This is a genomic window from Pseudaestuariivita sp., from assembly GCF_052825805.1.
Genome location: NZ_JBRBVB010000005.1, coordinates 113844 through 133826, shown reverse-complemented (window position 1 = coordinate 133826; position 19983 = coordinate 113844). Strand labels below are relative to the sequence as shown.

22 protein-coding genes are annotated in these 19983 nt (G+C 64.4%); 11 read left to right on the top strand and 11 right to left on the bottom strand.

Translation table 11 applies throughout. From position 1 onward, the window contains the following. The first annotated feature begins 5 nt into the window (after window positions 1-5). The 3 genes from ACU0B3_RS08355 to ACU0B3_RS08345 all read left to right on the top strand — a co-directional run bounded on the left by ACU0B3_RS08355 (window position 6) and on the right by ACU0B3_RS08345 (window position 2307). Window positions 6-878, top strand: a complete 873-nt coding sequence (locus ACU0B3_RS08355) for a bifunctional helix-turn-helix domain-containing protein/methylated-DNA--[protein]-cysteine S-methyltransferase (RefSeq protein ID WP_446260390.1) — start codon at window positions 6-8, stop codon at window positions 876-878. A gap of 112 nt (window positions 879-990) precedes the next feature. Further along, window positions 991-1659, top strand: coding sequence for an OmpA family protein (locus ACU0B3_RS08350; protein WP_446260389.1), 669 nt, complete (start codon window positions 991-993; stop codon window positions 1657-1659). 108 nt (window positions 1660-1767) lie between these two features. Beyond that, a complete protein-coding gene (locus tag ACU0B3_RS08345) occupies window positions 1768-2307 on the top strand; it encodes an NADPH-dependent FMN reductase (RefSeq protein ID WP_446260388.1) in 540 nt (179 codons plus the stop codon). Here ACU0B3_RS08345 and ACU0B3_RS08340 read toward each other — a convergent pair. Further along, window positions 2304-2702 carry a VOC family protein gene (locus ACU0B3_RS08340; protein ID WP_446260387.1) on the bottom strand — a complete coding sequence of 133 codons (399 nt, stop codon included), beginning with the start codon at window positions 2700-2702 and terminating at the stop codon, window positions 2304-2306. The genes ACU0B3_RS08345 and ACU0B3_RS08340 overlap by 4 nt on opposite strands. Before the next feature lie 89 nt (window positions 2703-2791). Beyond that, entirely contained in the window at window positions 2792-3478 is a 687-nt protein-coding gene (locus tag ACU0B3_RS08335; RefSeq protein ID WP_446260386.1) for a sugar transferase, read from the bottom strand. Between the two features lie 835 nt (window positions 3479-4313). On the opposite strand from ACU0B3_RS08335, the gene ACU0B3_RS08330 reads away from it, so the two are divergent. The 6 genes from ACU0B3_RS08330 to ACU0B3_RS08305 all read left to right on the top strand — a co-directional run bounded on the left by ACU0B3_RS08330 (window position 4314) and on the right by ACU0B3_RS08305 (window position 8157). Further along, window positions 4314-4925, top strand: a complete 612-nt coding sequence (locus ACU0B3_RS08330; protein WP_446260385.1) for a ribonuclease D — start codon at window positions 4314-4316, stop codon at window positions 4923-4925. Between the two features lie 82 nt (window positions 4926-5007). Beyond that, window positions 5008-5607, top strand: coding sequence for an LPS export ABC transporter periplasmic protein LptC (lptC, locus tag ACU0B3_RS08325; protein WP_446260384.1), 600 nt, complete (start codon window positions 5008-5010; stop codon window positions 5605-5607). 11 nt (window positions 5608-5618) lie between these two features. Beyond that, window positions 5619-6092: a lipopolysaccharide transport periplasmic protein LptA gene (gene lptA / locus ACU0B3_RS08320; RefSeq protein WP_446260383.1), complete on the top strand. Its 474-nt coding sequence runs from the start codon at window positions 5619-5621 to the stop codon at window positions 6090-6092. Next, on the top strand, window positions 6092-6841 hold the full coding sequence (lptB, locus tag ACU0B3_RS08315) for an LPS export ABC transporter ATP-binding protein (RefSeq protein WP_446260382.1): 750 nt from the start codon (window positions 6092-6094) through the stop codon (window positions 6839-6841). Before lptA ends, lptB begins: the two co-directional genes overlap by 1 nt. Before the next feature lie 238 nt (window positions 6842-7079). Continuing rightward, window positions 7080-7646 (top strand): ribosome hibernation-promoting factor, HPF/YfiA family, encoded by a 567-nt coding sequence (hpf, locus tag ACU0B3_RS08310; RefSeq protein ID WP_446260381.1) that lies wholly within the window; start codon window positions 7080-7082, stop codon window positions 7644-7646. 46 nt (window positions 7647-7692) lie between these two features. Further along, window positions 7693-8157 carry a PTS sugar transporter subunit IIA gene (locus ACU0B3_RS08305; protein WP_446260380.1) on the top strand — a complete coding sequence of 155 codons (465 nt, stop codon included), beginning with the start codon at window positions 7693-7695 and terminating at the stop codon, window positions 8155-8157. 8 nt (window positions 8158-8165) lie between these two features. Here ACU0B3_RS08305 and ACU0B3_RS08300 read toward each other — a convergent pair whose 3' ends face one another. The 8 genes from ACU0B3_RS08300 to cysQ form a co-directional block, all read right to left on the bottom strand. Continuing rightward, entirely contained in the window at window positions 8166-9602 is a 1437-nt protein-coding gene (locus tag ACU0B3_RS08300; protein ID WP_446260379.1) for a nodulation protein NodH, read from the bottom strand. After that, complete coding sequence (locus tag ACU0B3_RS08295) at window positions 9603-11309, bottom strand: DUF5927 domain-containing protein (protein WP_446260378.1); 1707 nt, start codon at window positions 11307-11309, stop codon at window positions 9603-9605. It lies immediately after the preceding gene. Further along, complete coding sequence (locus ACU0B3_RS08290) at window positions 11306-12316, bottom strand: glycosyltransferase family 2 protein (protein WP_446260377.1); 1011 nt, start codon at window positions 12314-12316, stop codon at window positions 11306-11308. Before ACU0B3_RS08290 ends, ACU0B3_RS08295 begins: the two co-directional genes overlap by 4 nt. A 49-nt stretch (window positions 12317-12365) precedes the next feature. After that, window positions 12366-13490: a glycosyltransferase gene (locus ACU0B3_RS08285; RefSeq protein WP_446260376.1), complete on the bottom strand. Its 1125-nt coding sequence runs from the start codon at window positions 13488-13490 to the stop codon at window positions 12366-12368. Window positions 13491-13548: 58 nt separating this feature from the next. Then, a complete protein-coding gene (galE, locus tag ACU0B3_RS08280) occupies window positions 13549-14532 on the bottom strand; it encodes a UDP-glucose 4-epimerase GalE (protein WP_446260375.1) in 984 nt (327 codons plus the stop codon). After that, window positions 14529-15422 (bottom strand): UTP--glucose-1-phosphate uridylyltransferase GalU, encoded by an 894-nt coding sequence (gene galU / locus ACU0B3_RS08275; protein WP_446260374.1) that lies wholly within the window; start codon window positions 15420-15422, stop codon window positions 14529-14531. The genes galE and galU overlap by 4 nt, the downstream gene beginning before the upstream one ends. 129 nt (window positions 15423-15551) lie before the next feature. After that, window positions 15552-16793, bottom strand: a complete 1242-nt coding sequence (locus tag ACU0B3_RS08270) for a glycosyltransferase family 2 protein (RefSeq protein ID WP_446260373.1) — start codon at window positions 16791-16793, stop codon at window positions 15552-15554. 4 nt (window positions 16794-16797) lie between these two features. Then, window positions 16798-17598 carry a 3'(2'),5'-bisphosphate nucleotidase CysQ gene (gene cysQ, locus ACU0B3_RS08265; RefSeq protein WP_446260557.1) on the bottom strand — a complete coding sequence of 267 codons (801 nt, stop codon included), beginning with the start codon at window positions 17596-17598 and terminating at the stop codon, window positions 16798-16800. 136 nt (window positions 17599-17734) lie between these two features. Between cysQ and ACU0B3_RS08260 the strand changes: the two genes are divergently transcribed. Then, on the top strand, window positions 17735-18559 hold the full coding sequence (locus ACU0B3_RS08260; RefSeq protein WP_446260372.1) for an ABC transporter permease: 825 nt from the start codon (window positions 17735-17737) through the stop codon (window positions 18557-18559). Continuing rightward, window positions 18541-19167: a peptide-binding protein gene (locus tag ACU0B3_RS08255; protein WP_446260371.1), complete on the top strand. Its 627-nt coding sequence runs from the start codon at window positions 18541-18543 to the stop codon at window positions 19165-19167. Before ACU0B3_RS08260 ends, ACU0B3_RS08255 begins: the two co-directional genes overlap by 19 nt. Before the next feature lie 177 nt (window positions 19168-19344). Here the strand turns inward: ACU0B3_RS08255 and ACU0B3_RS08250 are convergent, their stop codons facing one another. Then, a complete protein-coding gene (locus ACU0B3_RS08250) occupies window positions 19345-19947 on the bottom strand; it encodes an alpha-ketoglutarate-dependent dioxygenase AlkB family protein (RefSeq protein ID WP_446260370.1) in 603 nt (200 codons plus the stop codon). Window positions 19948-19983 lie beyond the last annotated feature (36 nt).

Below are 19983 nucleotides of genomic sequence, written 5' to 3'. Positions count from 1 at the left end.
CCGCGATGACCGACCAAAGCCATGGCTACCACTACGGCGTCATTGGCCGCGCGATTGCCGAGATCGACGCCGCCGAGGAGACGCTCTCGCTCGACGATCTGGCGGCGCGCTGCGGCATGTCGCCGGCGCATTTCCAGCGCGTCTTCAGTGCCTGGGCCGGGGTGAGCCCGAAACGATTTCAGCAGTACCTGATGCTGGGCCATGCCAAGGCGTTGTTGCGGGAGCGGTTCACGACGCTGGAGGCGGCGGGGTCGGTGGGGCTCTCGGGCTCTTCGCGGCTGCACGACATGTTCCTGCGGTGGGAGGCGATGTCGCCGGGAGATTACGCCAAGGGCGGCGCGGGGCTCGTGATCTTTTGGGGCTGGTTCGAGAGCCCCTTTGGTCCGGCGCTGGTCATGGGCACCGAGAGGGGCATCTGCGGCATCGGCTTCGGTGACGAGGCGGGCACCGAAGCTGCTATGGAGGACCTCGTGCAGCGCTGGCCGCGTGCCGCTTATGTCGAGGACGTGACGCGCCTGACGCCCTGGGTGCGGGCCGCCTTTGGCCAGACGGAGGAGGCGGTGCCGATGTTCTTGATCGGCGCGCCCTTCCAGATCAAGGTGTGGGAGGCGCTCCTGCGCGTGCCGTCTGGCATGGTGACCACCTATTCGGAGATCGCGCAGTCCATCGGCACACCCAAGGCTGTGCGCGCGGTTGGCACTGCCGTCGGGCGCAACCCGATCAGCTGGCTGATCCCCTGTCACCGCGCGCTGCGCAAGTCCGGCGGGCTGGGCGGCTATCACTGGGGTCTGACCCGCAAACGCATGATGCTGGCGCGGGAGACGATGGTGCGGGACGCGGGTATGCCGCAGCCGCTGGATCGGCAGGGCGCCGCCTGAAACGGGCCGCCCGTGCCGCGGCGCTTGCACGGAACGTGCCGGCACGTCATGTCGGAACGCAAAACGCCCGAGCAGCGTTCGACCAGCGGACTACAGAAGAAAAGGCAGTTCCATGATCCTTGCACCACGTAAACTCTTGATGGCGGGCAGCGCGCTTGTGCTTGTGGCCGCATGCACCGACCCGAACACCGTGGACGGCAGCGACCCCAACCGCAATGCCAAGCAGGGTGCGCTGATCGGCGCGGCTGCGGGCGCCGCCGTGGGCCTGATCACGGGCGACGATTCCAAGGAACGCCGCCAGAACGCCCTCAAGGGTGCCGCGATCGGCGCGGCCGGTGGTGCAATCATCGGCAATCAGCTGGACCGTCAGGAGGCTGACCTGCGCCGTGACCTCGAAGGGACCGACGCGACGATCGTGAACACCGGCGACCGGCTGGTCGTGACGATGCCGAACGACATCCTCTTTGCCACCGACAGCGCGTCGCTGCGCAGCGACCTCGAGCGCGATCTGCGCACCGTCGCGGGCAACCTGCTGGCCTACCCGGACACGACGATCCAGGTGGTCGGCCACACCGATGACACCGGCTCCGAGCAGTACAATTACGACCTGTCGCAGCGCCGCGCGGCGGCGGTGGCTGACGTGCTGATCGGGTCGGGCGTGCCCGCCTCGCGCATCCGCACCTTTGGCCGGGGTGAAGATCAGCCGATCGCGTCGAACGCGACGGCAGCCGGCAAGGCGCAAAACCGCCGGGTCGAGATCGTGATCCTGCCGAACGCCTGATCGCGCAGCTTTCGCACGTCAAGTGTGCGCCAAGGCCAGACCTTCGGGTCTGGCCTTTTGCTTTGCCGGTCACATCTCTTGCCGAAACTTCCCGAGACGGAGAACCCAATGTCCAACCCTACCCTTTTGAGCCTCAACGGCTCCCTGCGCGCTGCGTCGGTCAATCAAAAGCTTCTGCTGAACGCAGTGGCTTGCTGGCCGGAGGCGTCCCATGTGCAGGGCAACCTGCGCCTGCCGCTGTACGACGGTGATTTGGAACAGGCGGAGGGTATCCCCGCCGAGGTGACGGCGCTGGCCGAGGCCATCGAGGCGGCGGACGCGGTCATCATCTCTACGCCCGAGTACAACAAGGGGCTCTCCGGCGTGCTCAAGAATGCGCTCGACTGGGTTAGCCGGGTCGAAGGCAATCCGTGGCTCGACAAGCCGGTGCTGGTGATGTCCGCGACGGCAGGACGGACGGGCGGGGAGCGGGGGCAGATGATGCTGATCGAAAGCCTCTGGGTGTTTCGCCCGCGCTTCATTCCGGGACCGGCGGTGCTTGTGGCCGCGGCGCACAACGCGTTCGACGACGCCGGCACGCTGACAAACGAGATGAACGCCAAAGCGCTGAAAGAGGCGATGGCGGCGCTGAAGGACGCGGCGGGTTAGGCGGCGGGCTGGCTGACCTCGATCAGGTTGCCGTCGGGGTCGCGCACGTAGACGGACATGATCGGTCCCGTCGCGCCGGAGCGCGTGACGGGGCCGTCGATCACCTCGATGCCGTGCCGCTCGAAATGGGCGCACCACGCGTCCGGTGCGACGTCCGACAAAAAGCACAGGTCCGCGGAGCCGGGTGTGGCCAGCCGCGCCTTCGGCTCGAACTCGGCGCCGGCGACGTGCAGGTTGATCTTTTGCGTGCCAAAGGCGAGCGCGCAGCGTTTGGAGCCGTCGGCGGGGGTGAACCAGATGACCTCGCAGCCCAGCACCTTGCCGTAAAAGGCGAGGGTGGCGTCCTGGTCACGGACGGTCAGGACAAGATGGTCAAGGGACGTGATCTGCGGCATGCGGCACCTTTGCGTGGAAGCAAAAGGGTGCCGCAGACCCGGGAGGTGCGCAAGGTCGCGGCCTGTGTGGGCTCAGTACCCTGTCGGGATCAGTACCCTGTGCCGCGCGCCACGACGCCCAGCGTGCGCACCAGGATCACGCAATCCGTCTTGAACGACATGGACTGGTGGTAGGCAGAGTCAAAGATCGAGCGATCCGCAAAGCTGCACTCGTTCCGTTCGGAGATCTGCCACAGGCCGGTGATGCCGGGACGCATCTGCTCGTAATGGGTGCCGGGATAAAGCTCTTTCTGTGCGACCATCATCGGGCGCGGACCCACGAGGGACATGTCCCCGATCAGCACGTTCCAGAGCTGCGGCAGCTCGTCGAGCGACGACTTGCGGATGATCCGGCCGATGGGCGTGATGCGCGGGTCGACCTTGAGCTTTTGCGTCAGCTCCCACTCGCGGCGCGCCTTGATGTCGCTCGCAAGGTGGCTTTCCAAAAGCGCGTCGGCGTTGCGCACCATGCTGCGCAGCTTCCACATCGAGAAGACGCGCCCGTTTTGTCCCAGACGTTTTTGGCGATAGAAAGGATTGACGCCATCCATGGCGATGGCCGCGGCCAGGATTACCAGCACGAACAGAACGGCGGGCGCGGCCATGAGCACAAGCGTCACATCGAGCGCGCGTTTGAACACACGCCGATACGGCCGCCACTTCACGGACGGCGCCGGGGTTGCCGCAAGGCGAGCAACATCTTGCCCGGTGATGGGCTGTCGTAAATGCAAGGTCACGTCGGGCGTCCTCCCACCGTTGGTTGGCTACGGACACACCTCACGCACACTTGGAGAGACGACCCAGCGTGCCTGAATCGCGAGAACCAGTTGGTTAACCCATAGTCATCCCAAGTGCGGCAACACGCGCCGCGATCGTCAGCACCAACCCCCAGTGCATTTGACTGGATCGGTTATGACCAATTTTTGCCTTATTGGAAGATGCTCAGAAGCCACGGCGCTGCGGCGGATTTGCCTTGCGCACACGCATAAGGAGAGCGGCCTGTCTCAGGTCTTGATTTCTGAAAATAGATCTTGGCCGGGAATGTCAGTCGAAGTTAAGCGCATTTTAAGCGACACGAAGGGCCGAATTTACTGCCATTCGCGAAACAATCTTGCGCCTGCGCAAATCTGTCTTTGGATTTGCTTCAAAATTGGGGATTTCTTTACGTTTTTTCGGACCGCTTTGCTGGCGGCTCCGAATCGTCAGTTCCGTCAAATCTCAGACGTCTGGCGACGTCGAGACTGTGTGTCCGTAAACAATCACGCCGATCAATACGATTTTAACGCGAATTGCGCGGCAAAGTGACGTGAGGTCCCACATGGAAAGTGTGATCGTTTTTCCCCCTCAATTCGGGCAAATCGTGGGCGGCGGCCGCGCCGGACTGTTCAGAAAGCCACAACAATAGGCCGGAATCCCGCGATTCAGTCGCGGCCTTTCCCTTGCTGCAGGCCAAATGTGGCAAATTGAGGCGCTGTGTGATTCGGGTCGGGCACGATTTCGCCTTATTTCGCGCAGCGCTTGTCCGTCTCGCGGCGCCGGTTTAAGGCGCAACGCACAGAACAGGAGCCGCGCATGACAGTTCACGCACATTCAAATGACCTGCCGGATGGGCTCGACCTCGGGCCGGTGGTGGCCATCGACTGCGAGACGATGGGGTTGAACCCGCACCGGGACCGTCTGTGCGTCGTGCAGCTGTCGTCCGGTGACGGCGATGCGCATGTCGTGCAGATCGCGCAGGGCCAGACCGAGGCGCCGAACCTGACGCGGCTGCTGACGGATCCGGAGGTGCTCAAGCTCTTTCACTTTGGCCGGTTCGACATCGCGGCGATGCTCAACGCCTTTGGCGTCGTGACGGCGCCGGTCTACTGCACCAAGATCAGCTCCAAGCTTGTGCGCACCTACACCGACCGGCATGGGCTCAAGAACCTGCTGCAGGAGCTGATCCAGGTGGACATCTCCAAACAGCAACAATCGAGCGATTGGGGCGCCGAGACCCTCACCCAGGCGCAGCGCGACTATGCGGCCTCGGATGTGCTCTACCTGCACCAACTCAAGGACAAGCTCGACATGATGCTGGCGCGCGAGGGGCGGACGGAGATGGCACAGGCGGCTTTTGACTTCCTGCCGATGCGCGCTCGGCTTGATCTTGCCGGTTGGCCCGAGGTCGACATCTTCGCGCATTGAAAAGCGCGGCCGGCATGGCAGGTTAGCTCTCGAAGAGCAGCATGGCCCAGAGCCGCACGCGACACCAAACGTGATCCGCCCGATGTTCCGCGACGACGCCTATTCCCAAATCATTTCGTGGCTCAAGCTGCTGCTGCCGCTCGCCGCGCTAGGCCTCTTGTCGACGCTGTTCATGCTGTCGGACAAGGTGGAGTACGGTGACATCCCGGTCGCGCAGCGGGATCTGGCCAATCGGGCAGCGAACCAGCAGATCACCGCACCTTATTATACTGGCGCGACGGACGACGGCGCGCTGGTCAGCATGACGGCGGCAACCGCCACGCCGGATCCGGCGGCGCCGGGCCGGGTGAGCGCGGACGGTCTCTGGACCCGGATCGAGCTGCCGGACGACACCGTCCTGACCTTTCGCGCCGACACCGCCACCATCGACGAGCCCGAAGACGCTGCGACCCTTACTGGCAACGTGCGCATCATCAGCTCGAACGGTTACGTGATGGAGACGTCTGGCCTCACCGCGGCGATGCGCAGCGTGCGCGCGCGTTCGACGGGACCCGTATCGGCACGCGGCCCGGCAGGCACGCTCGATGCCGGCCGGCTCGAGATCATGCCCGCCGAGGGGGAGACAAACGTGCAATTGGTGTTCAAGGACGGGGTCAAACTGGTATACAGGCCCGCAACGTAAAGGAATCTCCCATGCGCGCCTTGCTGTTCGCCGCCTTCCTGATGCTGCCTTTCGATGCCGCAGCGCAGACCAGCGTCGCTTTTGGCAGCAACGCGGCAAACGCGAATGCGCCGGTCGAGGTCTCCGCGGACTCGCTCTCGGTCGATCAGTCGAACGGCACTGCGGTGTTCAGCGGCGATGTGGTGATCGGGCAAGGCACCCTGCGGCTCGCAGCGCCCCGCGTGCTGGTGGTCTACCGCGCGGACAGCCAGGAGATCTCCCGGCTCGAAGCGTCTGGCGGCGTGACGTTGGTGGATGGCGAGGACGCGGCCGAGGCGCGGGACGCGACCTACAACCTCGACACCCGCACCATCGTGATGGAGGGGGACGTGCTGCTGACCCAAGGGCCGAGCGCGCTGACCTCGAACCGGATGGTGGTCGATCTTGACGCCAACACCGCGCAGATGACGGGGCGCGTCAAGACGGTGCTCCAGCAGAGCAACTGATGGCACGCTTTACCGTTACCGAAGGCAGCTCGGGCCTGCGCATCCAAAGCCTGCGCAAGAGCTATCGCAAGCGCGTGGTGATCCGCGACGTGACGATGGAGCTGCGCCGCGGCGAGGTGGTCGCTCTGCTTGGTCCCAACGGGTCGGGCAAGACAACGACATTCTACTCGGTCGCCGGGCTGGTCTTTCCCGAGGCGGGGCGAGTGACGATCGACGGGCGCGACGTGACGACCCTGCCGATGTACCGCCGGGCCAAGCTCGGGATTGGCTACCTGCCGCAGGAGATGTCGATCTTTCGCGGGCTCAGCGTCGAGCAGAACATCTCCGCCATCCTCGACATCGCCGTCAAGGACCGCCGCAAGCGTCGCGAACGGCTCGAGGCGCTACTCTCGGAATTTGCGATCGAGCATCTGCGACGGGCACCCGCGCTGGCGCTGTCAGGCGGGGAACGCCGCCGCGTCGAGATTGCACGCTGCCTGGCGGCCGACCCGAAATACCTGCTGCTCGACGAGCCCTTTGCCGGGGTCGATCCGATCAGCGTGGGCGACATCCGCGCGCTTGTTGCGGACCTCAAGAAACGCGGGATCGGGGTGCTCATCACCGACCACAACGTGCGCGAAACGCTCGAGATCGTCGACCGCGCCTACATCCTGCACGACGGTACGGTGCTGATGTCCGGCTCGCCCGATGAGGTGGTGCAGAACGAGAACGTGCGCCGCGTCTACCTCGGCGACAGCTTCCGCATCTAGCGCCTTGACCCTGCAGCGGCGCACCGCCTTTTCGCGCTTAAATTGTCCGAGATGATTGACAGAACCCGGGGCGGCGCGCTCAAATACTGGAATGGCATCGTGTCTTGAGCGTATGACAGACCCCCGCGATCCCGCGGCTTCCGCCCCTCACGACACAGCGCGCGCTTCCTTTTCCAAAGCGAAGAGACCCGGTCCCGCCGGCGCGTTTGACATGCCGGTCATATATAAGGAGACTTGGATGCAGTATCAGATCACGGGAAAGCAGATCGACATCGGTGAGGCCCTGCAGGGGCATGTGCGCGATGAACTTGGCTCTGTCGTGGCGAAATACGCCGAAAGGCCCACCCGGGCGACCGTGATCTTTTCCAAGGACGCGCACGAATTTGTCTGCGAATCCGTCGTCCACCTGTCCACCGGGCTGACCGCCCAGGCGCGCGCGCACGCGACCGAGGTTTATGCCGCTTTCGACGGCTGCGCCGAAAAGATGGAAAAGCAATTGCGGCGCTACAAACGCCGGCTCAAGGACCATCACAAGGAGCGTCCCGAGCCCGTTGCAATCTCGGAGGCGTCCTCGTATATCCTCGCCGGTGAAGAGGCCGGTCCCGATTCAGAGCCAGAATCGTTGCAGCCGGTCATCGTCGCAGAGACCCAGACCCAGATCCCGTCTTTGACGGTGGGCGAGGCGGTCATGCAAATGGAGCTTGCTGGAGCCCCGGTTCTGGTATTTCGCAACGAGAAACAGGATGGGGTGAACGTCGTCTACCGACGCGACGACGGAAATATCGGATGGATCGAGCCGCAGTAACGTCTGCGCCCGTTCACCACCCCAAGGCATCGAGAGTGTAACAGGCATGAACTTCACGGATTTGTTGAAGCCGGGCGCGGTAAAGGTTGTGTCCGCGGTCTCCAGCAAGAAACGCCTGATGCACGATGTGGCCGACCTCGCCGAAACCGCCTGCGGCCTCGATGCCGCGGCGGCCGTGGATGCCCTGCTCGAGCGCGAAGCGCTTGGTCCGACAGGTGTCGGCAAGGGCGTTGCCCTGCCGCACGCCCGGCTGGCCGGGCTGACCGAAGTCGCAGGCGTTTTCATCTGTCTTGAAACGCCGGTGGAGTTCGGCGCGGTGGATCGTCAGCCGGTGGATCTCGTCTTCGGCCTCTTTGCGCCCGAAGACGCAGGCGTCGACCACCTCAAGGCGCTGGCGCTTGTGTCCCGCACGCTGCGGGATGCCAGCATCTGCGCCAAGCTGCGCGCCAACCCCGATGCCAGCAAGCTGCACGCGATCCTGACCGAAGCGCAGACGACCCAGGCGGCTTAGGCCCAACGTCAGGCCGGCGGCGCCCAGTCGCCAAACCCGAACATCACGTAGTCCTTGGCATAGACGTCCCGCGCGCGCTTTTCGAGCGTCTCGTCATAGATGTCCGCGAGCGCGAACGGCGTATCGTTAGTCGCCGTTGGGACCGGCATAGCGCTGTCACACCCGAGACCGCCCGCGAGGGCGGGCAAGGCATCCGTCATATCGTCCTCGCGCAGCACCAGATCGGGTAGCACGAACTCCGAGAAGCCCTGCAGCGTCGTGATCTGGCTCTCCCAACGGCTGTCGACCCGCGTGCTTCCGGCGCCCGCGAGGCACAGCTTGATCCAGTCGAGAAAGGCGAGGAACGCGGTGCGGTGCTGCTCTTTGCTCCAGTCCGGGCTGGGTCCATCCTCGGGAATCGGCAGATCGTGCATCCGGCGCAGCGTCGCGCGGATATGTGTCATCGTCCCGGGACCTGTCGGCAGGATCTTGGTGCAAAAGACGTGATGCGCCCGCGCCAGCGGGTGGCGCAACACGGTAAAGCTGCGGTGCACACGGTTCTTGCGCTTCCACTGCCGCAGGTCCTTTTGGCCCATCTTCGTCGGCAGCGCGTCTGTATCGACCCCGTCGAGCGCCGCCAGCCAGCTTCGCACCTCCGCGTCCGGCCCGCCCCGTACCGGCATGAAAAGAAGCGGCGCCTTTGCCGCGACCACGTAGCTCGGCACTGCCGGTCCCCGGCGCGGCTCAAAGTTCGGCGTGCGCGAGAGGTGAAACCGGTCGAGCGCCGCCATCGCCGTCTCGGCCTCCTCGAAATTGCTGATCTTGTCGCGCAGGGGACCGGGGTTTTGCCGTTTCAGCTTGGGATCGAGCGCCTCGAGCCGCCCCTCGACGCCGAGAAACGCGGCGATCCCGTTCATCACCTCGACCGATTGCAGGTCTTCATAGTCGACGTAGAACGCAGTCTGACCCGAGGTCTGCAGCCGCGCCATCAGCATCACCTGAAACGCCTGCAGCCGCGCCACATGCGCTTCGAACTCCGGCCCGTCGAACTCGGCCTGCGCGGTCTTGCGCCCGCGGTGGTGGGTCAGTTTCCACTGGCCGGTTGTCTGCGCGATCTTCCAGCTGACATAGCTTTCGAGCGGATTGCGGGTCAGGATGACCTTGGCGCAGCGCGCGTCGTCCAGCACCGTATCGAGCACGCGCGGGTCATGGTCGTTGAAGTACCGAAAGCCCCCGATCCCGTCCGATTTGTCTCGAATGCGGCGGAGCAGGGCCTTTGGGTTCTCCTCTCGCTTGGCCTCTGTGATGCCAAGGATGTCGGTCGTGTTCGGATAGCCGATGAAATGCGGGTTGAACGCCTCCCCGTGACACTGGACACCCGGGATCGCGTTGAGGTTGGTTTCAAGGAAATTCGAGCCGGTCCGCATCTCGGCAAAGACCACAAAACTGTCGAACGATCGGGACATCTAACTCACCAGATACGGTTTCTTGCGGCGGCGCTTGGGTTTGGCCTCGGGCGAGGGGTCGATCGGGAAATCGCCCATCAGGTAGGGGTGCATCCCCTGGTTCTTGAGGTTCTGCAGGAACTGGCCGAACCCTGTGAGGTCCTCCATCACCGGCGCCTCGGTCAGGCGGCGTCCGGTCGTCTGGCCGATCTCGTCGATGATGGTCTGCAAAGGCTCCATCGGCGCCTCGATGAACTCGGCCATGGTCCACGCCCGCACGCGCGCCTTGACGTGCGGCTTGCGCAGCTCCTCGAGCATCTTTGCCTCGATCTGCTGGTAGAGCGCCGCCTCCGCGCGCAGTTCGCCAAAGTTGCGGTTCGAGCGAAAGAGCGGCACCGCCCAGGCGCCGGAGATGATCGAGACCTGCGCGTTCGGATCGGTGCCGAAATGCGGGACGATTTTTTGCGTGTCCGCCGGGCTGAACTGGAAGCACTGCCGCTCGCCGCGCAGGTTCCAGGTGAAATTGGTCAGGAACGCCTTGGGGTTCATGTCCCTCAGACCCGCCGCATCGCTGAGCGCGCCCTGGATCACCGGCTGGCCGTTCGCGAACTCCGCACGAGCGGGCGCAAAGAGGTGGCCGTGCACCTGACACCCGGTCGTCCGCGCCAGCCACAGGTCAAAGTCGCGAAAGAGCGCGTCGAACCCCTGAAAGACTGAGTATTTCTCGGCTGTCTGTCCGTTTTCCCAGCCGTAATTGGGAAAGCGCGAGTGCATGTAGAGGCCCGGCCGACCCCGCGTTCGCCGCTCCACCGCGCGGGCAAAGATGCGGTCGATCTTGCCCGGGCTCGGCTCGTCGCGGTGTTGGTCCTCTGCATGCGGTCCCATGAAGGCGTCGTAGAGCCGGTCCGCCTTTGGCCAGATCTTGCGCGCCACAAAGCAGTCCGAGCGTTTCAAAAGCTGCAGATGGTCGTCGTAAAAGATGTGCGGTTTGCCCTGGAAATCGAACTTGGACAGCGTCAGCGACCGGCTCTCGATCCGTGGCGAGTACTGCCGGGCAAGCGTCTGGAAATAGCTCTCGTCCGGGATCCAGACGCGGGAAAAATAGCGGTCGTAGGTCTTGCGCTCGGGGTCTTCGAGGATGGCCGACAGCGTCTGGCGCGTCAGGCACCACCATTGCGAGCCCATATGCGGGACGATCCCGTTCGGCATCTTGCGCTTGAACCGCACACGCCTTTGCAAGTCGACGAAGCGGTCAAAGAGAAAGCGCTGCCGCCGCCAAGAGAACGGAAAGAGCAGCGTGAACCGCTCCTCTTCGAGCCCGCCGATGGTCCAGGGCACGTCCGCCGTCGTGGCGCTCTCGATAAAGTCGGTCTTGGGGCGCTCGGCGAGGTAGGCGGCAAGCTCGGCCACCGGGCGCAGCGGCAGGCACGAGCCGGAGGCGAGGTAGACGTGCCGCACCTCGGCAAAGTCCCGCAGCATCAGCGCTGAGGCGTCCTGCGTGGCGGCGACCAGTCCCCAGGATCCCCATTCGCAGCGGTGCCGGCGCGAGAACCGCAGATCCTCGACATCTGCGAGTGCCTTTCGGAACGCGTCATGCGCGCGGCGCGGCACACTCTTGTCGACGTGGATCACCACCGGACAGCCGGCCTTGGCCCAGTGGCGCGCCACCTGCTCGGCACGGTCGAGCGCGGTGTGCACGAGCATCACGATGCCCACGCCGAGGGTCATGCCCAGTTCCCCTTAGACATGAGGCCGAGGATCTCGAGCTGGCGCCAGTTGATGTATTTTTCGGACCACTTGCACCACATGTCGGGGTTGGCGGCCATCTGCTCGGCGTAGGCTTTGTACTCGACCGACGCGGAATAATGCTGTTTGCGGTCCAGTTCCTCGGTCGCCTTTTCGTGGAACGTGTCGAGGAATTTGGTGTGCAAGAGCACGCCCGACGCCTTTTCCCCGCCCCACTCGTCATAGACGAGGTTGAGCCCGCGCGGCAGCAGCATGTGCGTCGAGGACACGTAGGCGTAGCGCCGGTTCCATTTGACCAGCGGCACCTTGTTGAGGGCCGGCGATTTGGCGGGCTGGTCGGGGAAGAAAACCCGCGCTCTTGCGCCGCCCTGGATCCAGAGATTGCCGAAGCGTTTGTTCTTGGAAATCGTGTAGTTTCCGGCGTCGAACCAGTGCGCGATTTCGAGCGGGTCCATCCCCTCTTCGAACGGCTGCGCGTCGATCGGGCCCTTGGGGTACATGTCGAGCAGCATGGCCGAGAACGATTTGATCGAGGAGGCGTCGAGCCAGTCGGTCAGCGCCTGGATGGGCCGTGTGTCGCAGAACGGGAAGAGAAAGTACTCATCCGGGTCCACCGTGAGGCACCAATGGCCGTGGCCGTAGCGGTAGGCAAGGCGATTGAGCCAGTCGACGCCGAACCGCGACCGCTTGTAGCTGGCCTCGGTGTGCCAAAGAGAGACGTCGGGCTGATTCGACAGGTAGTCGCCTGAGCCGTCCGTGCTGCCGTTGTCGACGATCAGGAAGTGATCGACGCCCATCTCGCGGTAGTATTTCAGGAAATGCGGCAGGCGGCGGCGTTCGTTGCGCAGGGTGCTGAAGACCAGCACGTCGCTCGGTGCGATGGCTTTCGTGCGGTTGGCAATTGTCCTGAGCTCACGCCGCTTGCGCCAGGCGCGCACACGCCAGCGGTGCCGCTGAAGCCTCAGCTTGTATGACTGCCATGGGCGCACGCGCTGCTTCCCCTCTGCCGGAACCTTTGGTCAAGTGCGCTCCGCGGTATCAGGACCGGGTTAAGACGGTCTTGAAATGAGCCTCCCATGTGGGCGGTGCATGTCTGCGCATGCGTTCCGCGTGGGTGGCTCGGGCCTGCTGCGGGTGCGCCATCAGGTCCTCTATCTCGTGCTTCCATGCATAGCGGTCGTCCGTCTTTAGGTAAACGGGAATGTCGGCGAGAAACTCCCGGTAAACGGGCAGATTGCCACAGAGGCAAGGCGTGCCGAGCACAGCGGCTTCGAGCGGGGGCAGGCCGAAGCCTTCGGCGAGGCTGGGAAAGAGGAAGCCGTGGGCGGTCGCGATCAGGTGTCGGGCCTTCGCGTCGGTGGCGTCGTTCAGCTCGATAATCCCGTCGGGCTTGGCGTCCAGGCGGGCAAAGATGTCTGCGTTGTGCCACCCCCGCCGGCCGATCACGTAGAGCGTCGGTTTCGGTTCTGGTAGAAGCTCCCACACGTCGAGCAGCAGCTTGTGGTTCTTGCGCGGTTCGATGGTGCCAAGCGTGACGAAGTGCGGCGGCTGCGCGGGAGGCAGTGGCTGCGCGGGGGTCAGGTCGGTGCCGAGAAGGGCAGTGACCACGGGTGGGCAGGTGCCGAGATGCTCGGGCAGGCGCGCGGCGGTGTCCGCGGAATTGGCGATGATCAGATCGGCGGCACTGCCCACCCTACGCAGGAAGGCATCGAAGCGCGGCACACTTCCCTCGCGCTGGAACTGTGGCACATCCAGCGGCAGCGTGTCGTGGATCATCACTGTAATGCGCGCCTCGGGGATCGAGCGCACGGCACGGATGACGCGGGCGGTAAAGCTCGCGTGGCTGGTGTTCAGATAGACCGTGCCCGCCGGAAGGTGCTTGCGCAGCATCGCGCCGAGCAGCGCCGGGACCGTGCGGGCGATGCCGAGCTTGCGCACCGTGCGCTCTGCCCGGGTGCGGGTGTCACCGGGACGCTTCAAGAGTCGGTGCCAGAGGGGAGGGCGGGCCCAGCTGTCTCCTTCGAGGCAGGTGGCGAGGCGCTTCAAACCCTCGGCATCGAGGAGCACATATCCGAGCCGCGTCCGCACCAAGCCAAAGCAAGGCACAGGCTCTGCCGCGAGACGCGTGAGGTAGGCAAAGTCCACCCGGTCGATGCCGGTCAAAGGACGCCCCGCCCGCCGGATCAGCCGCGAGACGTCAAAGAGCCGCGCGGGCGGCGGGCTATTCGGCGTAGTGCCCAGTTTGGTGCCACCTCCAGGCGTCGCCGATCATCTGCTGCATGGTCGAGCGTTTGGGCTGCCATCCCAGCTCTTCCACCGCGCGGGTGGAGCCGGAGACAAGTTTCACGCAATCGCCCGGGCGTCGGTCGCCGATGCTGTGCGGGACCTCCATGTTGGTGACCGCGCGGGAGGCGTCGATGACCTCCTTGACCGAAAATCCGTCGCCGGTGCCGAGGTTGAAGACGCGGCTGCCCTTGCCGTCTTCGAGCCATTTGAGGCCGAGCACGTGGGCGTCGACGAGGTCGCAGACATGCACGTAGTCGCGGATGCAGGTGCCGTCGGGCGTGGGATAGTCGGTGCCGAACACAGTCAGCCCATCGCGTTTGCCCTGGATTGCCTCGATCATCGCGGGGATGAGGTGCGTCTCGGGGATGTGGTGCTCGCCCACGTCTGCGTCGGGGTCGGCGCCTGCCACGTTGAAGTAGCGGAAGATGACCGAGCGCAAGCCGTGCGCCGCCTCGAACTCCCGCAGCATGTCCTCGATGGCGCGTTTCGAGCTGGCGTAAGCGTTGATCGGCATCTGCGCGCTCTGCTCATCGAGCACCACGCCGTCCTGGTCGCCGTAGGTCGCGCAGGTAGAGCTGAAGACGAAGTCGAGGCAGCCGGCGTTCACAGCGGCCTCGATCAGGTTGAGCGAGCCTGCGACGTTGTTGCGCCAGTACTTGCCCGGGTCCTGCATGCTCTCGCCGACCTGGCTGAGCGCGGCAAAGTGCATGACGGCGGCGGGTTTGACGGTCGCAAAGACTTCGTCCAGCCGTTCGCGGTCGAGGAGGTCGCCCTGTTCGAGCGGGCCGAACTTGACCGCGTCTTTCCAGCCGGTGGAGATGTTGTCGAACGTGACGGGCGTGTAGCCCGCCTGCGCCAGCGCCTTGCAGGCATGCGAGCCGATGTAGCCGGCGCCGCCCGTCACCAGTACATTCGTCATTGGGCGGCTTTCTCGCTCGCCATGATTTCGGTCAGGTAGGTATGCAGGTCGTCGCGCAGGTCATCGCGCGACAGGCCAAAGGCGACCGTGGCTTGCAGGAACCCGGCCTTGGACCCGCAATCGAAACGCTGCCCGGCAAAGCGGTGGCCATAGACCGGGCGCCCCTCGCGGATTTCTTCGGCGATGGCGTCGGTCAGCTGGATTTCTCCACCTGCGCCGGACTTCATCTTGTTGAGGTTCTTCAGCACGTCGGGGGTCAGGATGTAACGCCCGATGACGGCGAGGTTCGAGGGCTGCGTGCCGGCTTTGGGTTTCTCGACCATCCCCTTGACCGAGACCATGGCGCCCTTGTCTTCGTTGATGTCGAGGATGCCGTAGCTCGACGCCTTGTCGCTTGGCACTTCCATCGCGGCGACCATGCTGCCGGGGGTCTCCTCGAACGCCTCGACCATCTGCTGCAAGCACGGCTTTTCGGCGGCGATCACGTCGTCGGGCAGGATCACGGCAAAGGCTTCGTTCCCGATCAGGCGGCGTGCGCACCAGACAGCGTGGCCGAGGCCAAGCGCCTTGTGCTGGCGCAGGTAGGCGATGGCGCCGGAATCCATGTTGGTGTTCTTGAGAATTTCGAGCAGCTCGTCCTTGCCCTTCTTGCGCAGCTCGTTTTCCAGCTGCGGGGCGTGATCGAAGTAGTCCTCGAGCGCGCCCTTGCCGCGGGAGGTAACAAAGATGAACTCCTTGATCCCCGCAGCGCGGGCCTCGTCGATGGCGTATTGAATGAGCGGTCGGTCGACAAGCGTCATGATCTCCTTGGGGACAGACTTGGTGGCCGGAAGGAACCGGGTGCCGAGACCTGCGACCGGGAAGATCGCCTTCGTCACTTTGTTGCGCATGTCGTTATAAACTCCACTTTGCCTGTCCGAGCGCCGGATAGGCCATACCTCACTCAGGCGTCCAGACCAAACGATCGTGGCCAAATTGCGGACAATCCGGTGTCGGTGTCAGAAATGTTGATGAATTCGTCAAAATCCACGTTGCGCCGCGATACGTGCGGCCTCGCTATCAATACGTGCGGCGAACCGCCAAAGTTTCACAGCGCGGCTCTGCCTGTCGCTGCGCCCGAACTGGCCTCCGGTATGAACCCAAACGCCGGGCAACGCAAACCGGATCCGGTGATAGAGCGTCGTGCGCGACAGACACATGATTGTCGCGCGCTCTCCGCGGGTGACGGCGGCGGTGGCTTCCTCCGTCAGGGAGGGCATGGCGCTGGGACGTCCGGCGCAGAGCACATGCGGGCGCTCTTCGAGGGGCGCGATCTGGCGAAAGGCGGAGGCGGATTGAGGCAGCGGCGGTAGCGCATCGAGTGGCCTTTGCAGGCCCTCGGCATAGCCTGCGTCAAAGCCGTGCATCATCTTGCGCAGGGCAAAAGGGTCGAGCGCGCCGCTTACCATGTGCCGTGTCAAACGCGCTTCCTGCTCGGCGCGCACTTGGTCCCGGGCCTGGGGGCGGCTGTGCTTGGCGCAGTGCCGGCGGAGAAAGACAGCAAGGCTCGCGCCGATCTCAGTCAAGTCCGTCGGCACGCGCGCGGCTGTGCGCGTTGCGTTGGCCTTGTACCCGTGGTGCACCTCGGCGAGGGGCACGATCGCCGTCTCCCCGCCGCGCACGGCCAGCCGCAGGTTTAGGTCCGTCTCGTCGAGGAAATAGCGGTAGGCGGGATCGAACCCGCCCAGCTCCGCGAGCACGTCCCGGCGCACGGCCATGTTGGTGCCTTCGGTCTTGATCGCGCGGTCGCGGTTGGCCGACAGCGCGACAGGTGCGGTGCCTGCGATGTCGAGTGGAGCCGTCCTCGCCATCCGGTCCACGCTGCGCGCCTTCCACTGGTACGAGATGCCGTTGCGTCCGCGCACGTATCCGCCCGCGGCGACGATGCTGTCGGACGAGGCAAAAGGCGCGGTGAGGTGGCGCAGCCAAGTCGGTTCGGCCACCGCATCGTCGTCGATAAAGGCGATGACCTCGCCTGCCGCCTCCGCGATGCCGGTGTTCCGCGCGGCAGAGATGTTCGCCTCGTCAAACGCCCGCAGCTTGAACTGGCCCTCGCGCCCGGCGCCCTTCGCCCAGTGGTACGCGGCATCAAGCCCGGCCGGATCCGCGACCACCACGATCTCGAACATCGGGTGATCCTGCTGCACGAGGCTCGCCAGACACAGCGGCAGATCGCCCGCCCGCCCCCGGCTGACAACCACGACAGAGGCGCTGGGGAGCACGGGACTATCCCTGATGCAGCGTCACGCCCGGCGCGTAGGCGATAAAGAAGGGGTTGGCGTAGCCATCCTTCCCGTAGGTCAGCGGCGTCAGGTCATCGAACCGGACAACCGCGCCGCCCGCTCCGTTCAACACGGCATGTCCCGCGGCAGTGTCCCACTCCATCGTGCGGCCAAGGCGCGGGTAGAGGTCCGCCTCCCCGGTCGCGACAAGGCAGAACTTGAGCGAGGAGCCGGCGCTTTTCATGTCCCGGACGTTATACTTGCCAATGTAGTCGTCCGTCGCCGCATCCCGGTGGGATTTGGAGGCGACCACCAAGAGCGCCGCGTTGTCGCTGTCCGCCACCTTGATCGGGGAAAGCGCGCCTGCGCTCTCCTTGGCAAAGGGTCCCGCCTCCTCGACCGACGTGCCGTCCGCGGTGGTGTAAAAGAGCCGGTCCTTGGCAGGGGCGTACACCACCCCGCGCGTCGGCACGCCGTCTTCGACCAGCGCGATGTTCACCGTGAAATCGCCCCGGCGGTGGAGGAACTCCTTGGTGCCATCCAGCGGGTCGACGATCAGGAACGTGTCGCCTTTCTCGGAATGGGACGCGGCCTGCTCCTCGGTCACCAGCAGCACATCGGGGAAGGCCGCGCGCAGCCCTGCCGAGATCAGCGCGTCGGCGGCCTCGTCGGCGGCGGTCACCGGGCTGTCGTCGGATTTCACCTTGGCGTCAAAGTCGCCGGACTCGTAGATCTCCATGATCACATCGCCCGCCTCGAGCGCCAGACGGCGCATCGCGTCCTGCAGTTTGCTGTAATCCAAAATGTCACTCCTCGAAACGAACCGCAGCGCGGGCCCACGGCGGAATTGATCCGCTCTTTGGCCCTCCTTATGATCACCGCTTAAGGGAACGGCAAGATTTCCCTGCAAGAAGCAGTAAACACCGTTGGGTGAGAGGCACATGTTCGAGCGTTCCGCAAAGCGGAGAACCGGGTTCTCCACGTTTATCGGCATGATGGAGTTGATCTACCACTCTATCGTCCGCGACATCCGCAAGTCACACGGTAACCCGATGATGTCGCTCTTTACCAACATGATGCAGACGATCCTGCTGGTGGTCGCCTTTTACGTGATGTTCACGATCCTCAGCCTGCGCGGCACCGCGATCCGGGGTGATTTCCTGATCTACGTGATGTCGGGGATTTTCCTCTACATGACCCATACCAAGGCGATGGGCGCCGTCGCAGGCGCCGAAGGGCCGGCCTCCCCGATGATGCAGCACGCGCCGATGAACACGATGGTGGCGATCCTCTCGGCGGCGCTTAGCTCGCTCTATATCCAGCTGCTCTCCATGTTCCTGGTGCTTTTTATCTACCACGTCGTCTTTACGCCGTTCGAGATCCAGGACCCCATCGGCTGCCTGGCGATGGTCCTGATGGCGTGGTTCACCGGCTGTGCGCTCGGACTTGTGTTGCTCGCGGCCAAGCCTTGGGCGCCCACGGTCGTCAGCATCATCTCGACCGTCTATCAGCGCGCCAACATGATCGCGTCGGGCAAGATGTTCGTGGCCAACACGCTGCCGCCCTTCATGCTGGCGATGTTCGACTGGAACCCGCTGTTTCACGCCATCGACCAGTCGCGCGGCTTTGCGTTCATTAACTACAACCCGCGCAACTCCAGCATCGACTACCCGATGATGGTCGGGATCATCGCGTTGATGATCGGGTTGATGGCCGAATTCTACACCCGCAAGAAGGTCTCGGCCTCGTGGTCCGCGCGCGGGTGATGGTGCGCTTGGCTGTCGCGCTGGTCCTGTGCCTGAGCGCCGGGCTGGCAGCGGCGCAAAACGCTTTGCCTGCGCTCTTTAACGTATCGGGCGTGGCGTCAGACGATGTTCTGAATGTGCGGCGCGGACCGGACGCTGGAACGGAAAAGCTATCGGAATTGGCCCATGATGCGGAGGGCATCGAAGTCGTCCGACTGTCTGAAGGTGGTGGCTGGGGCCAGATCAACATCGGTGAGCGGTCCGGCTGGGTCGCGATGCGGTTTCTGGCCCTCAGAGCAGGACAGGACCCCGAAACGCTCCCCGTCCGCTTTGCCTGTTTCGGCACAGAGCCTTTCTGGTCACTCGGCGTAAGCGAGGCAGGCTTTGCGTTGCGGGAATTCTCGCAAGAAGCGATTCTGCAGCAAACGTTTCGCGGTCGCGTGGCTGGCCGTAGCGACCGCTTTGTCCTCGCCGCCGGCACCGAAGACGTGACCGCTAGGATGGTGATCCGCCGCCTGGCTTGCTCGGACGGCATGTCCGACCGGGCGTATGGTCTCGACACCGACCTCTGGATCGAAGACGGCGAGGACCTCCGCGTGATGACGGGATGCTGCTCTGTCGCGCCGTAGGTGGCGAGTGCTAAAGCCGCTTCTGTTAGTTCGGATGCCAACTCGCTCAGAACGGAACGCCCGCCTGACAGGCACTGTCAGGCCGCGCTGACCCGCCCCCATGTGGCGGCGCGATGCGCCACCCCTCGGGTCGCCGCGTGAACGGTCGTTGCAGTTGTACTAGGAGCAGCCTGCCGCCTAAGTCACCACCCGCAACGTCAAATTAATCCGCCCGCAATCCTTCAAAAGCGTCGACGTGCCGAACCTGATCCGATCCACGCCGTGATAGCAGAGCCGCACGGCGCCGCCCATCACGACCACATCTCCCGACTTGAGCCAGACCGACTCCGTGCTGCCCTTCCGCTCGGTCCCGCCCACGCGAAAGAGCGCGTCATCACCCAGTGAAATCGACACAACCGGCGCCGCGAAATCCGCCTCATCCTTGTCCTGGTGCATCCCCATCTTGGCGCTTTCGCCGTAAAAGTTCACCAGACAGCACTCAGGCGCGCCGTCCCATCCCGACACCGCGTCCCAGACCTCACGAATGCTCGCCGGTATCGCGGGCCACGGCTGCCCGTCCGGGTGACGCGGCTCGTAGCGGTAGCCCTTTCGGTCGGTCACCCACCCGAACTGCCCGGCGGAAGTCATTCGCACAGACATCTTGCGCCCCGACGGCGTCACCGGGTGAAACACCGGCGCCGCCCGCGCCACAGCCCGCACGTCTTCCAGCATCCGCTCCTGCGCCGCGCGGTCCAGAAATCCGGGAAAGACGCGCACACCGCGCAAGTCCATCGGTGTCATCGGCACTGCCTTTCCCGCGTCAAAAAGAAATGTGGC

Excerpts from the sequence above, each read along its gene's own strand:
- ACU0B3_RS08355 (WP_446260390.1), top strand. The coding sequence starts at position 6 with ATGACCGACCAAAGCCATGGCTACCACTACGGCGTCATTGGCCGCGCG.
- ACU0B3_RS08350 (WP_446260389.1), top strand. The coding sequence starts at position 991 with ATGATCCTTGCACCACGTAAACTCTTGATGGCGGGCAGCGCGCTTGTG.
- ACU0B3_RS08345 (WP_446260388.1), top strand. The coding sequence starts at position 1,768 with ATGTCCAACCCTACCCTTTTGAGCCTCAACGGCTCCCTGCGCGCTGCG.
- ACU0B3_RS08340 (WP_446260387.1), bottom strand. The coding sequence starts at position 2,702 with ATGCCGCAGATCACGTCCCTTGACCATCTTGTCCTGACCGTCCGTGAC.
- ACU0B3_RS08330 (WP_446260385.1), top strand. The coding sequence starts at position 4,314 with ATGACAGTTCACGCACATTCAAATGACCTGCCGGATGGGCTCGACCTC.
- lptC (WP_446260384.1), top strand. The coding sequence starts at position 5,008 with ATGTTCCGCGACGACGCCTATTCCCAAATCATTTCGTGGCTCAAGCTG.
- lptA (WP_446260383.1), top strand. The coding sequence starts at position 5,619 with ATGCGCGCCTTGCTGTTCGCCGCCTTCCTGATGCTGCCTTTCGATGCC.
- lptB (WP_446260382.1), top strand. The coding sequence starts at position 6,092 with ATGGCACGCTTTACCGTTACCGAAGGCAGCTCGGGCCTGCGCATCCAA.
- hpf (WP_446260381.1), top strand. The coding sequence starts at position 7,080 with ATGCAGTATCAGATCACGGGAAAGCAGATCGACATCGGTGAGGCCCTG.
- ACU0B3_RS08305 (WP_446260380.1), top strand. The coding sequence starts at position 7,693 with ATGAACTTCACGGATTTGTTGAAGCCGGGCGCGGTAAAGGTTGTGTCC.
- ACU0B3_RS08300 (WP_446260379.1), bottom strand. The coding sequence starts at position 9,602 with ATGTCCCGATCGTTCGACAGTTTTGTGGTCTTTGCCGAGATGCGGACC.
- ACU0B3_RS08295 (WP_446260378.1), bottom strand. The coding sequence starts at position 11,309 with ATGACCCTCGGCGTGGGCATCGTGATGCTCGTGCACACCGCGCTCGAC.
- galE (WP_446260375.1), bottom strand. The coding sequence starts at position 14,532 with ATGACGAATGTACTGGTGACGGGCGGCGCCGGCTACATCGGCTCGCAT.
- galU (WP_446260374.1), bottom strand. The coding sequence starts at position 15,422 with ATGCGCAACAAAGTGACGAAGGCGATCTTCCCGGTCGCAGGTCTCGGC.
- ACU0B3_RS08260 (WP_446260372.1), top strand. The coding sequence starts at position 17,735 with ATGTTCGAGCGTTCCGCAAAGCGGAGAACCGGGTTCTCCACGTTTATC.
- ACU0B3_RS08250 (WP_446260370.1), bottom strand. The coding sequence starts at position 19,947 with ATGACACCGATGGACTTGCGCGGTGTGCGCGTCTTTCCCGGATTTCTG.